This window comes from Methylobacterium sp. Leaf123 (assembly GCF_001423405.1).
GTDB lineage: Bacteria > Pseudomonadota > Alphaproteobacteria > Rhizobiales > Beijerinckiaceae > Methylobacterium.
The window spans coordinates 439,106-452,118 of the sequence record NZ_LMNS01000012.1 but is presented as its reverse complement, the minus strand read 5'-3'; the positions used below and the strand labels follow the sequence as shown (position 1 = coordinate 452,118).

At 68.6% G+C, this 13,013-nt stretch carries 11 protein-coding genes; 8 read left to right on the top strand and 3 right to left on the bottom strand.

Annotated elements, in window-relative coordinates:
- Nucleotides 1-61 precede the first annotated feature (61 nt).
- From ASF53_RS11860 to ASF53_RS11830, 7 genes are all read left to right on the top strand, one after another.
- Nucleotides 62-1,642 (top strand): LysM peptidoglycan-binding domain-containing protein, encoded by a 1,581-nt coding sequence (locus ASF53_RS11860; protein WP_056198139.1) that lies wholly within the window; start codon nt 62-64, stop codon nt 1,640-1,642.
- A gap of 109 nt (nt 1,643-1,751) precedes the next feature.
- Entirely contained in the window at nt 1,752-3,686 is a 1,935-nt protein-coding gene (locus ASF53_RS11855) for an ABCB family ABC transporter ATP-binding protein/permease (protein ID WP_056198478.1), read from the top strand.
- A gap of 246 nt (nt 3,687-3,932) precedes the next feature.
- Nucleotides 3,933-4,868: a sensor domain-containing diguanylate cyclase gene (locus tag ASF53_RS11850; RefSeq protein ID WP_056198137.1), complete on the top strand. Its 936-nt coding sequence runs from the start codon at nt 3,933-3,935 to the stop codon at nt 4,866-4,868.
- 20 nt (nt 4,869-4,888) lie between these two features.
- Entirely contained in the window at nt 4,889-5,641 is a 753-nt protein-coding gene (locus tag ASF53_RS11845) for a phosphatidylserine decarboxylase (RefSeq protein ID WP_286134374.1), read from the top strand.
- Nucleotides 5,642-5,715: 74 nt separating this feature from the next.
- On the top strand, nt 5,716-6,558 hold the full coding sequence (locus ASF53_RS11840) for a CDP-alcohol phosphatidyltransferase family protein (RefSeq protein WP_056198133.1): 843 nt from the start codon (nt 5,716-5,718) through the stop codon (nt 6,556-6,558).
- 296 nt (nt 6,559-6,854) lie between these two features.
- A complete protein-coding gene (locus ASF53_RS11835) occupies nt 6,855-8,471 on the top strand; it encodes a hypothetical protein (protein ID WP_056198131.1) in 1,617 nt (538 codons plus the stop codon).
- Nucleotides 8,472-8,639: 168 nt separating this feature from the next.
- A complete protein-coding gene (locus tag ASF53_RS11830; RefSeq protein ID WP_056198474.1) occupies nt 8,640-9,692 on the top strand; it encodes an NAD(P)H-dependent flavin oxidoreductase in 1,053 nt (350 codons plus the stop codon).
- A gap of 64 nt (nt 9,693-9,756) precedes the next feature.
- Here ASF53_RS11830 and rpsD read toward each other — a convergent pair whose 3' ends face one another.
- Nucleotides 9,757-10,374: a 30S ribosomal protein S4 gene (gene rpsD / locus ASF53_RS11825; protein ID WP_003603696.1), complete on the bottom strand. Its 618-nt coding sequence runs from the start codon at nt 10,372-10,374 to the stop codon at nt 9,757-9,759.
- A gap of 287 nt (nt 10,375-10,661) precedes the next feature.
- On the opposite strand from rpsD, the gene ASF53_RS11820 reads away from it, so the two are divergent.
- The gene (locus ASF53_RS11820) at nt 10,662-11,858 is read left to right on the top strand and encodes a lytic murein transglycosylase (protein WP_056198130.1); all 1,197 of its coding nucleotides are present in this window, start codon (nt 10,662-10,664) and stop codon (nt 11,856-11,858) included.
- 29 nt (nt 11,859-11,887) lie between these two features.
- Here the strand turns inward: ASF53_RS11820 and ASF53_RS11815 are convergent, their stop codons facing one another.
- The gene (locus ASF53_RS11815) at nt 11,888-12,259 is read right to left on the bottom strand and encodes a HEPN domain-containing protein (protein WP_056198471.1); all 372 of its coding nucleotides are present in this window, start codon (nt 12,257-12,259) and stop codon (nt 11,888-11,890) included.
- A 29-nt stretch (nt 12,260-12,288) separates the two neighbouring features.
- Complete coding sequence (locus tag ASF53_RS11810) at nt 12,289-12,648, bottom strand: nucleotidyltransferase domain-containing protein (protein WP_056198128.1); 360 nt, start codon at nt 12,646-12,648, stop codon at nt 12,289-12,291.
- Between the last annotated feature and the right edge of the window lie 365 nt (nt 12,649-13,013).

Below are 13,013 nucleotides of genomic sequence, written 5' to 3'. Positions count from 1 at the left end.
GACACTCGGCGGCACATTGTGCGCGCCCGCGGCGGCCCGTCGCGTGCGGGAGTAGGCGGCCATGACGGCTGAGGTACGGCGAAGCCTCGTCCTCGCGACTGCGGGCCTGCTCGGCGGCTTCGCCATGGTGGTCGCGTTGTTCGGGACCGGAGAGCTTCTCAAGCGCAACGCGGCGGTCAATCCTTCTGCCGAAACACCGGCCACGCCGGACAAGCCTTCGGCCGGGACACAGACCGGCGACCGCGCAGGCAACGCGCCCTCGACGGACTCCCCTCATGCCGCCCTCGGCGCCCTCTCGCAAGAGGGGATCGGGCCGGGCGAACCGAGCGCGGCCGATGCGAAGCCGCGTGCGGAGGACGGCACGCCGACCTTCGACATCGTGCGCGTCGAGCCCGACGGAGCGAGCGTGATCGCCGGGCGCGCGGCGCCGAACAGTCGCATCGAATTGCTGCGTGACGGAAAACCCTTCGCCAGCGCCCAGGCCGACGCCGCCGGGCAGTTCGCCCTGACGCCGCCCGACCTGCCGCCGGGCTCGAGCGAAATCGCCCTGCGCGCCACCGGTCCCGACGGAAAGCCGCTGCCGGGGCGTGAGAGCGTGACCGTCGTGGTGTCCGAGAAGCGCAACACCAAGCCGCTGATCGCCCTGACGACCCCGGACGCGCCGACGCGGGTTCTGTCCCAGCCCGACGCGCCGGACGCCTCCGGCAAGCCGCCCGCCGCAATGGCCGCCGAAACGCCCGGCCGGGCCGCGCCCGAGACCCGAGGGCCGGCGGGCTCGCGGGGCGCCGGCAAGACGGGATCGGAAGCGGGCGCCCTTCGCATCGTCAGCGTGGACGCCCAGGAGGGCGGGCGCCTGCACGTCACCGGGCAGACGACGGCGTGGAGCAGCCTGCGCCTCTACCTCAACGACACCATGGTCGCCTCGGGACAATCCGGAGCCGACGGGCGGGTGGCCTTCACGATCGGGCGCGGGGTGAAGCCGGGCGCCTACCGCATCCGCGTCGATTCCGTCGACTCGGGGGGCAGCAAGGTCAAGGCCCGCGCCGAGGTCGCCTTCGCCTATCCCGACAGCGTGCCGCCGACGCGCGTCGCCGACAACAGTCCGGCCGAGAAAGGCGCGTCCGGCGCGGCGGGCAAGCCGGCTGCACCGAACACCCAAACGGCGCCCGGCCTAGCGCGAGCGGCTTCCGAGACGCCCGCCGCCGCGGCGGATCAGCCCATGGCGGGCAGTCCGGCGCAGCCTGCGGCGAAGCTCAAATCCGGGGAGGTGGGCGCCGCGGCGGGAACCGAGCCGGAGCGTCCGGCTGCGTCCGGTACCGCATCGCTGGCCGCGTCGGCGCCGACGCCGGGCCCGGATGGCAGAGCCGCCGCGCTCACACCGCGCCGTCCGGACGGCGCCGAGGCGGGCGCCGTGTTCGTGCCGGAGATCGCCACCGCCCGGATCACCCGCGGCGACAGCCTGTGGCAAATCAGCCGGCGCACCTATGGCCGCGGCAACCGCTACACCGTGATCTACGACGCCAACCAGGACCAGATCCGCGACCCGAATCGGATCTATCCGGGCCAGATGTTCGTGCTGCCGAAGAACGAGGCGAAGCCCGGCGCGCCGTCCGCCCGAAGCGGCTCGGACCGCCGGACCTGACGCAACGGGCGGAGGCCCGAGGCACGGGCAGGATGTGCGATCCCGTGAGAGCGCCTATATGCGCCTCGCGACGGCCGCCTGGCGCCGAAAGATCTCTTCGAACCTCATCATGGCAAATGCACCCGTGCCGGCGGGGGAGGGCGCGTCCGCGCCCCTCGAACGCCCTGGCCTTCTGACGACCTATCGCCGGCTCTGGCCCTATCTCTGGCCCCATGGCCGCGTCGATCTTCAGCGCCGGGTCTTCCTCGCCTTCGGCCTTCTGTTCGTCGCCAAGGCCGCGACAATGGTGATGCCCTTCACCTTCAAATGGGCCACCGACGCGCTGGTCGCGGCCATCGGCTCGAAGGACGGCGCCGGGGAGGCGGCCGCCGCTGCGGTGCCGGCGGGGCTTCTGTCGGCGCCCTTCCTGCTGATCGCCCTCTACGGTCTGTCGCGGATCGCCATGGCCGGGCTGACGCAGGTGCGCGACGGGCTGTTCGCCAAGGTCGCGATGCATGCCGTGCGCAAGCTCGCGCTCCAGACCTTCGAGCACATGCACCGCCTGTCCCTGCGTTTCCATCTCGAACGCAAGACCGGCGGCCTCACCCGCGTGCTGGAGCGCGGCCGCTCCGGCATCGAGGAATTGTCGCGGCTGATGGTGCTGACGCTGGTGCCGACCATCGTCGAACTGGTCCTCGTGCTCGGCATCCTCGCCTACGAGTTCGACTGGCTCTACTCGGCGGTCGTGGCGGCGATGATCGCCAGCTATCTCGGCTTCACCTGGAAGGCGACCGAGTGGCGCATCGGCATCCGCCGCCGGATGAACAACTCGGACACCGAAGCCAACACCAAGGCGGTCGATTCGCTGCTGAACTTCGAGACGGTGAAGTATTTCGGCGCCGAGCGGCGCGAGACTGAGCGCTACGACGCGTCGATGGAGCGCTACGAGAAGGCATCGACCCAGACATACGTCTCGCTCGCCGTGCTCAATGCCGGCCAGGCGGTGATCTTCACCCTCGGCATGACGGCGGTGATGTTTCTGGCCGCCCGCGACATCATGGCGGGCAACACCACCATCGGCGGTTTCGTGCTCGTCAACACGATGCTGGTGCAGCTCTCGATGCCCCTGAACTTCATGGGCATGATCTACCGGGAGATCAAACAGGCCTTGATCGACATCGACGACATGTTCCTGATCCTCCACCGCAACCCGGAGATCGCCGACCGGCCGGGCGCGGCCCCGCTCAGGGTCGAGGCCGGCACGGTGCACTTCGAGGACGTGCGCTTTTCCTACATCCCCGAGCGGCCGATCCTGCGTGGCGTCTCGTTCGAGGTGCCGGCCGGAAAGACCGTGGCCATCGTCGGCCCCTCGGGGGCGGGCAAATCCACGCTGTCGCGCCTGCTCTTCCGCTTCTACGAGCCGGGAGCCGGCCGCATCACCATCGACGGCCAGGACATCACCACCGTCCGCCAGGACAGCTTGCGCGCGGCGATCGGCATGGTCCCGCAGGACACGGTGCTGTTCAACGACACGATCGGCTACAACATCCGCTACGGGCGCTGGGACGCGACCGAGGCCGAGGTGCGCGAGGCCGCCCGCCTCGCCCAGATCGACCGCTTCATCGAAAGCCTGCCGGAGGGCTACGACACGCCGGTGGGCGAGCGCGGGCTCAAGCTCTCGGGCGGCGAGAAGCAGCGCGTGGCGATCGCCCGCACCATCCTGAAGGGACCGCCGATCCTCGTGCTCGACGAGGCGACCTCGGCGCTCGATTCGTTCACCGAGCGCGAGATCCAGACCGCCCTCGACCGGGTCAGCCAGGGCCGCACCACGCTGGTCATCGCGCACCGGCTCTCGACGGTGATCAACGCCGACGAGATCCTCGTGCTCGACCAGGGCCGCGTGGTCGAGCGGGGCAATCACGCCGAATTGCTCGCCCGCGGGGGCGTCTACGCCGCACTCTGGAACCGCCAGCGCGAGGCGGATGCCGCCCGCGAGGCGCTCAAACGGGCCGAGGACGAACGCCTCCTGCTGGAAGAGGCGCGGCGCTCCGAGCCGGTCGCCTGACGGTCGCTCACGAAACGCCCGCTGCGCCGCCGCACCCAAACGGGCAGACGACCGGGCATCGGGCGTTTCGCGAAGACTTCTGGCCGGCTGATCCGAACCGGCCTTCACCTTGCGGAAAGTAGTTTTTGCGAAGGATATCAGTGCATCCAACCGCAACGAGGCCGCCCGATTCGCGCAATCGACCAGAGGCATCCGGATCTGCCGCGAGGGGGACCGGGCGAGAGCGCTGAAATCGAGCGCCTGCGGATGCAGTTGCGCATCCAGGCCGCGATCATCGGCGCGCAGCGGGCGGCCCTGGCGCGGGCCGAGGCACCGTTCGAGCCGGCCCTGCGGGTCGCCGGCATGGGATTGTGGACCTGCAGCCTGCCGGATGAGCGGCTGACCTGGAGCAACGGCGTCTACGATCTGTTCGGCCTGCCCCGCGGTGTTCCGGTCGAGCGGCCCGACACGCTCGCGCTCTATACCGATGCGTCGCGGCGCCGGCTGACGGCGCTGCGCGACCGGGCGATCGCGGAGGCAGGCGGGTTCAGCCTCGACGCGGAACTCGTACCGCCCGGTGGCGGGCATCGCTGGATCCGCATCACCGCCACGGTCGAAACGCGGAACGGCCGGCCCATGCGGCTCTACGGGCTGAAGCAGGACGTCACGGAGGAGCGCCGCCGGCTCGAGGAGCTGCGTCTTCAGGCGGAGACCGACGCGCTGACGGGGCTGGCCAACCGCGCCTGTTTCGACGCCCGCCTGCGGGAGCCTGTGAGCGTCCTGCTCCTGATCGACCTCGACGGCTTCAAGGCGATCAACGACACCCACGGACATCCGGCCGGCGATCACTGCCTTCGCGAAGCCGCCCGGCGAATCAGCCTCACCTGCCCGCGCGCCGAACTCGTGGCCCGCATCGGCGGTGACGAGTTCGCCGTGATTCTCGAGGCCGATGCGACCGAGGCGGCGGACTGCGCCGAACGGCTCGTCGCGGCCCTCGATCGTCCGTTCGACCATGGAGGACGGCGCTACCGGCTCGGCGCCTCGGTCGGTGTGGCCCTGTGCCAGGGCGTGGCGGACCCGTTCATGCTGGCAGACACCGCCCTCTACGCCGCCAAGGCGGCGGGACGGCGCACCTACCGCCTGTTCGACGCGGGCGGCCTTGCCGCGGCCCCACGGGTCGCGCGCCCGCCACGGGGCGGTTGACGGATGCCGAGGCCCCTGCCATCCGGCAGCGGAGCGCCCCGCGCGAAAAGCTACAAGAGACCATGACCGACCTCATCGAGACGATCCGCCGGACGCTCGTGCCGATCCACAAGGAGGGCTACCCCTTCATCCTGATCGGCATCGTGCTCACCGTGGTGCTCGGCTACTTCTCGCAGTTCTTCGGCTGGATCTTCCTGATCCTGACGCTCTGGGTCTGCTACTTCTTCCGCGATCCCGAGCGGGTGGTGCCGGTCGGCGACGGCCTCATCGTCTCGCCCGCGGACGGGCGCGTGAACCTGATCTCGACCGTGCTGCCGCCCGCCGAGCTCGACCTCTCGCATGAGCCGATGCTACGGATCTCGGTGTTCATGAACGTGTTCGATTGCCACGTGAACCGCGTGCCGGTCTCCGGCAAGATCGGGCAGATCCACTACACGCCGGGCCTGTTCCTCAACGCCGAACTCGACAAGGCGAGCGAGGACAACGAGCGCAACGGCCTCGTCATGGAGACGACCCATCGCGGCCAGCCAGTGCGCATCGGCGTGGTGCAGATTGCCGGCCTCGTGGCCCGGCGCATCGTCGGCTTCGTCTCGGCCGGCGAGACCAAACAGGTCGGCGAGCGCTTCGGCCTGATCCGGTTCGGCTCGCGGGTCGATGTCTACCTGCCGGTCGGCACCCGTGTGCTCGTTGGCCTCGGCCAGAAGGCGGTGGCCGGCGAGACCGTGCTGGCCGACCTCGGCGGCGGCGCGGAGCGGGCCTTCCGCCGCATCTGATCTCTGAGCAGAAGAGCGACATGGCGAGAAGCGACGAGCCGAAAGACACGTCGAGAGACGAGTCGAGCGACGACATGGACGATCTGTTCCCGCCCTTCGCGCCGGACGTGAACGATCGGCCGCGCCGGTTCCGGCCGGTGCCGTTCCGGATGATCGCGCCGAACATGATCACCCTGCTCGCGCTCTGCCTCGGGCTGACCGCGATCCGGCTGGCCTTCGAGGGCCGGTTCGAGCCGGCGGTGATCGCGGTGATCGTCGCCGCCGTCCTCGACGGGATCGACGGCCGCGTGGCGCGTCTGCTGAAGGGCACCTCGCGCTTCGGCGCCGAACTCGATTCGCTCGCCGATTTCGTCAATTTCGGCTGCGCCCCGGCGCTGATTCTCTACAGCTTCACCCTGCACAATCTGAAGTCCGTCGGCTGGATCGTCGCCCTGGTCTTCGCCATCGCCATGTGCCTGCGGCTCGCCCGCTTCAACGCGATGCTCGACGATCCCAACCGCCCCGAATGGAAGAAGGATTACTTCGTCGGCATGCCGGCGCCGGCCGGCGCCATCACCGGCATGCTGCCGCTCTATCTGCACTTCCTGGGCCTCGACTTCAGTGCCTGGGGCCGACCGGTGGTCCTCGTCTACGTGCTTGCCATCGCGCTCCTCGTCGTCTCCACCGTGCCGACCTTCTCGGGCAAGACCTGGGGTAAGCGCGTGCCGCGCGACCTCGTGGTGCCGATCTTCCTCGTGGTGGTGGTGGGCTTCGGCCTGCTCATCAGCTTCCCGTTCGAGGCGATGGCGGCGGTGAGCGTAGCCTATCTCGCGATGATCCCCTTCGGTACCGCCCAGTACCGCAAGCGGTTGAGACAGGAGAGCGCGAACGCGCCCTCCGGCGTGGCGACGGAACACCCGGCCGCTCCCAAGGCGTAGCGCGTCGCCGGAACCGACCCGCGCGCCGCGTGCCGCCGGATAGGGTGATGGCACCGCCACCCCATCCCGACATCAATGCCGGGCTCGGTTCAAGCCAACAGAACCCAGTCCTTGTTATCGAATACGATGATGGTGTGCTTTCACGCGGTCCAGGGATTGCTTTAGCCGCTCAGGCGCAAAGTCTGCCTTCTGTCACAGACTTGGCGGAATGGACTGTATTCGGCGGCGTGAACCACTCGTAAAAATCGAGGGGTGATGCGCAGGCACGTCGATCCTGCTGCGACGCGGGACACGGGATGTCGTCGGACACGATCGTGGAGCACTTCCGCCACATCCTGCTCTGGCCCCTGCAACTCGTCCCGACCGGCAAGGAGCCGATGGCCTGCCATTGGCAGAAGCTCGGGCCGCCCTGGCACATTCTCGAGGACAAGTTCTCCGGCGATGGCCATTCGTTTCAGGAGCGCCATTACCGCGAATTCGTCTCGTTCCTCCCGCACGTCCAGCATTTCCTCTACGGCGAGGCCCATCAGCGCGAGGCCGGCCGGGGCTACGGCGTGTCACCGATCCATGTCGTGCGCCGCGACGACGTCAAGGCCGCCCGCGTCACCCTCGGCGAGGATGAGCCACCGATCGATCTCGATGTCGTTCATATCGACCTGTACTTCTTCCACGACTTGGACGTGGCCCTGCTCAGCGTCGAATTCGCGGCCGATCGTCTGCCGCTCGCGACCGCGCAGGATCTCCTGTTCCGCCTCGGCCGCACCTTTCCCTCCGGCTGGGACGATCAGGGGCGAGCGCTCCATTGCCTGAAGCGCATGGAATGGCTCGACACCGGCGGCGCGGTTCTCGCCGCCTCCGATTTCGAGGATCGTGAGCGCTACATCACCGCCGTCTGCCGCTACCGCTCGGCGCAGGTTGCGGCCCATTGGGATTTCCTGCTGGTGCCGATGGTCCCCCACCACTCGGAGGTCGCCGGGGCGCTCCGCTACCGGCATCTGGAAGATTACCGGATCCCCGGCATGGGCTTCCTCGCCATGCGCGATCCCTCGACGATCACGCGCACCGACTATGTCCGCCTCGGCCTCAATACCGGGCCGGGCCATTCGAACGAGCTTCCCTATTCCGACGCGTATCTCGCGCATTTCGAGGAAGAGTATTGTCACGACCGCTTCTATGACCCGGGGCGCGGCGCCGCATCGGGCATGCGCCTGACCTGCAGCGGGTGGGGCCTGACGATGGTGACCGGTGTCTCCCCCGCCTCGGTCGATCCCGAGCGCGGGCTGCTCGGCGAGTTCCGGCACCTTTACTTCCAACTGTTTCTCATCGCCCGGTTCCACAAGGCCGCGCTCCTGATGATGGCCGATCGGCTGGCCGTCTCGGTGAATGCCCTCGACATCACCGACCGCCGCAGCGTCGGGCGCTTCGCGCAGGATATGCGGCTCTCGATGGAGAGCTTCCTGCGCTTCAATCACCGCTACTGGTTCCACCAAGCCTCGAACCAGACGCAGGCGAGCGAGATTTTCTCGCTTCTCACGGGCAAGCTCGGCACGGAGCGCCTCTACGAGGACGTGCGGCAGTCTCTGGGGGCGATGTCGGCCTATCTCGACAGCGAGTCGCTGCGGCGGCAGTCACGGTTCTTCCTCAAACTCACCGTCGTCACGATCTGCTTCATGGTGGGCGCGATCACGGCGACGGTGCTGGGCATGAACGTGCTCGATTTCGCGCACGCGACGCGCCTCGAAAAGCTGGTCGCCGTCGTCGTGGTGTTTGCCGGGGTTTTGGTGCTCACGGCCTATACGGTCGTGAAATCGCGGCGTCTGGCGACCTTCGTCGATGCCCTCTCGGATGAGCGCATGCCCCTGCGCGCGAAGGTGCAGTCGTTCATGGAGATCTGGCACAAAGCGGAGCGTTGACGATCTGCGCGACCGCTCTGCCGATGTGCCACGCTTCGGCATGACGCGCGGAGACGGGCAAGGACGGCGTCGTTCGCTGCCCCGTGAGCGTTGACGAGGTGGCGCGGCGTGACGTCTGCAATCCGTAGCGGCATGGACAGTGCCGCCACCAGAATCGGAGTGATCGCCATGACGGGAACGAGCGCGTTCGTGCGGCGGCTCGGGGTTGGCGTCCCGATCATCCAGGCGCCGATGGTGGGCCCGAAGGCGCCGCTCGCCGCCGCGGTGAGTGCGGCGGGCGGCCTGGGATCGCTCGCCTGCGCCGCGCTGACACCCGAACAGATCCGCAGCGAGGTCGCGGCGATCCGCCGTGAGACCGACGCGCCGTTCAACCTGAACTTCTTCTGCCACACGCCGTCGGCGCCCGATCCGGCGCGGGAGGCGGCATGGCGCGCAGCTCTCGTCCCGTACTACGAAGAATTCGGGCTCGACCCGGCGGCGCCCGTGACGATGGCGAACCGCGCGCCGTTCGATGCGGCGATGGCGGCGGTCGTGTCGGATCTGCGCCCGGCCGTCGTCAGCTTCCATTTCGGCCTGCCGGCCGAACCGCTGCTGCGGCGGGTGCGCGACGCCGGCTGCCTGATCCTGTCCTCGGCCACCACCGTGCGCGAGGCGCGCTGGCTCGCCGAGCGCGGCGTCGATGCGGTGATCGCGCAAGGCGCGGAGGCCGGCGGTCACCGCGGTATGTTCCTCACTGACGCGGCGGCCTCGCAGGTCGGCACCATCGCCCTTGTGCCGCAGATCGTGGATGCCGTGGATGTGCCGGTGATCGCGGCGGGCGGCATCGGCGATCCCCGCGGGGTCGCGGCCGCCTTCGCCCTGGGCGCCCGCGCCGTGCAGGTCGGCACTGCCTATCTGCGCTGCCCCGAGGCCGGCATCTCCGCGCCCTATCGTGCGGCGCTGGCGGCGGCCCGCGACGAGGACACGGCTCTCACCAACGTGCTGACCGGGCGCCCGGCCCGTGGCCTGCTCACCCGTGCTTTGCGCGAACTCGGCCCCGTCAGCCCGCTCGCTCCGGCCTTTCCCGGCGCGGCGGTGGCGCTCCAGCCCCTGCGCATGGCCGCGGAGGCGGCGGGCTCGGGCGATTTCTCGCCGCTCTGGTCCGGGCAGTCGGTCGGCCTCTCGCAGGAGCGGCCGGCGGCGGAACTGACCCGCCTGCTGGCGAGCGGCGTGCCGAGCTAGAGCGCAACGAAAAAGGGCCGCCCCGAGGGGCGGCCCTTTCCGATTTCGAGACGATCTCGAAAAATTAGCGCGAGTAGAACTCGATCACAAGGTTCGGTTCCATCTGCACCGGGTAGGGCACCTCGGTGAGGCCCGGGATCCGGGTGACGCGGGCGGTCATCTTGTGATGATCGACCTCGATGTAGTCCGGCACGTCGCGCTCGGCGAGCTGCGAAGCCACGACCACGATCTCGAGCTGGCGGGAGGCTTCCTTCACCTCGATCACGTCGCCGGCCTTGACCTGGTAGCTCGGGATGTTGACCCGGCGGCCGTTGACCTTGATGTGCCCGTGGTTGACGAACTGGCGCGCGGCGAACGGGGTCGCCACGAACTTCGAACGGTACACCACGGCATCGAGGCGGCGCTCGAGCAGACCGATCAGGTTCTCGCCGGAGTCACCGCGCAGGCGGATCGCCTCGGCGTAGTAACGGCGGAACTGCTTCTCGGTGATGTTGCCGTAATAGCCCTTGAGCTTCTGCTTGGCGCGCAGCTGCGTGCCGAAGTCGCTCATCTTGCCCTTACGGCGCTGGCCGTGCTGGCCGGGGCCGTATTCGCGGCGGTTCACCGGGCTCTTCGGGCGGCCCCAGATGTTCTGGCCCATGCGGCGATCGAGCTTGTGCTTCGCCTGGACGCGTTTTGACATCGCTGTTCCTCTGGAACAAATTTATGAGGAACGCGCCCTCCTCTCCCTCTTCGCCGGAGCGGCGAGGGCGACAGGGCGGCTGTTACCGCCCACGGGTGCGCATGAAATGCGACGGGGCCCCAAACCGGAGCCCCGTACACGAGCCGGTGCCTAGACGAGAACGCGAGCACGGTCAATGCCGGGCCCCGTGCCGCGACTCCGCCGCACCCCGATCCTCACCTTTCGTTAACCCTCGTATCGCCTGAATCGCGCGAGAGAATCCCCGAACTTTGACGGAGCGCCGACCCATGCCGACGCCAGCCACCCGCGCCAGCCTGATCGGGCTTGCCTTGACCGGCGGCCTTCTCGCCGCCCCCGCGCGAGCCGACTTCCAATCCTGCCTTGCCGGCATCCAGGCGCAGGCCGCCGCGGCCGGCGTCTCGGCCCAGACCTTCCGCGCCGCGACGGCCAACATCGCCTACGACGACAAGGTGATCGAGCTGTCCCAGGCGCAGCCGGAATTCAAGACGCCGATCTGGGACTACATGTCGGCGCTGGTCGATGAAGAGCGGGTCGAGGACGGGCGCGCGGCCATGCGCCAGCATGCCCAGGCGTTGGCGAGCGCGGAGGCGCGCTACGGCGTCGATCGTCACACCATCGCCGCGGTGTGGGGCGTCGAATCCAATTTCGGCAAGAACCTCGGCAAGATGCCGTTGGTGCAATCGCTCGCCACGCTCGCCTGCTCCGGCAACCGCCGCCGCGACTTCTTCCGCGGCGAGTTGATCGCGACGCTGAAGATCATCGAGCGGGGCGACATCGAGTCCTCGCGGTTGACCGGCTCCTGGGCCGGCGCCTTCGGCCAGACGCAGTTCATGCCCACCACCTACCAGCGCCTCGCCGTGGACGGCGACGGCGACGGCCGGCGCGACGTGGTCGATTCGGTGGCCGACGCGGTCGCCTCCACCGCCAACTTCCTGCGCGTCGCCAAATGGTCGAACGGGCAGCCCTGGGGCTACGAGGTGCGGCTGCCGCGCGGCTTCAACGTCGCGGCCGCCGGCCGCAAGAACAAGCACGCCATCGGCCACTGGGCCTCGCTCGGTGTGACGCGCGTCGATGGCAAGGCGCTGACGGGGGAGGGGCCGGCCGGCATCATCGCGCCCGCCGGCATCCACGGCCCGGCCTTCCTCGTGACGAAGAACTTCGACGCCATCTATTCCTACAACGCCGCCGAGTCCTACGGTCTGGCCATCGCCGTCCTCTCGGACCGCCTGCGGGGCCGCCCCGGCGTCCAGGCCGACTGGCCGACCGATGATCCGCCGCTCTCGCGCGCCGAGCGCCGCGACCTCCAGACCCGCCTGACCGCCCGCGGCTACGATGTCGGCGAGCCGGACGGGAAGGTCGGCTCCAAGACCCGCGAGGCAATCAAGGAGATCGAGCGCCAACTCGGCATGCCGGCCACCGGGCGACCGGGCGGCAAGGTGCTGGAGGCGCTGCGGCGGGGATGATGTCTCCCCCGTAGCACCGCTGTCTTCGCTCAGAGTTCCGGGAAGCGAACTTTCACCTCGTTGACGAAGGCGTCCGCCTGCTCGACGGCCCAACGGCCGTCGTCCGCAGGCAGCACGTCGCCGAAATAGTCTGAGGAAAGACGAAGCTTCTCGACCTGATTCAGAGAACGTCCGAAAGCCGGATCGATCCGGCCCGTTGCGACAAGATGCTGGCCGAAAGCCGCGATCAGCCCGCGGTGCGTCTTGATGGTCGCGAGCGGACCGACGTCTCCGGGAAGCATCATCAGCGCGGCACGAGCCGAGTCGAACATCGCGTAATACGCGCGATTGCAGGCGCCTTCGGCATCACCATCACGAAGAAGCACCCGCGCGCTCGCTAAGGCCCTCTCAGCCTTCCGCATGAAGGAGGCGGGGATGTCGGGCTGCGGGCTCACACGCGCACCCCGTCGCGCCAAATCGCATCGAGGAGCGCCGGGTTGCTGAACGCAACCCGGCGGTCGAGTTCGTCCTCCCAGAGCGGAAGCGGATCGACGAGCACACCCGTTTCCATCAGAACGTCGAATGCGATTCCGGCCATATCCCGTGACGCGGAACGCCGATCGCCCGACGTGCCTGCGAGCACGACGGCCAAATCCGCATCGCTGTCCGCTTCATGGCTTGCGCGTGCGCGGCTCCCGAACAAGATGCCGCCTCGCACGGGATAGCGGCCATCAAGCCGCTCAAGAAACACCTTAGCGACATCGAGGATCTTGCGATCAACCGACGTGCGAGCTGTGCTGATCGTCCTCATCGCAATGGGTGTCCAGTGCTCGACGTACTCGGGCGACGCCAATTCATGTAACATCGCATGAGGGCCATACTAGCCGCGGATTCCCCTTATGCGGCTTCCGGTGGGTCGCTTCAGGTTGTGCCCCGCTCCGTCATCGCGCGCGTCCGGGAACCGATCTAGGACGCGACATCCCCAGACAGGACTTCACCCTCGATCGCTTTCGCTTCGCCTCGCGATCACGGGCCGTGTCCCGAAGCGATCGACCAGATGCCACATCACACTGCTCTCGGGCCGAAATGTCGAGATTAGAGAGGCGTCGATCGAACGGGGCCGGAAAACAAAAAACCCGCCCCGATCATCTCGGGACGGGCGCATCGGCAAAAGCG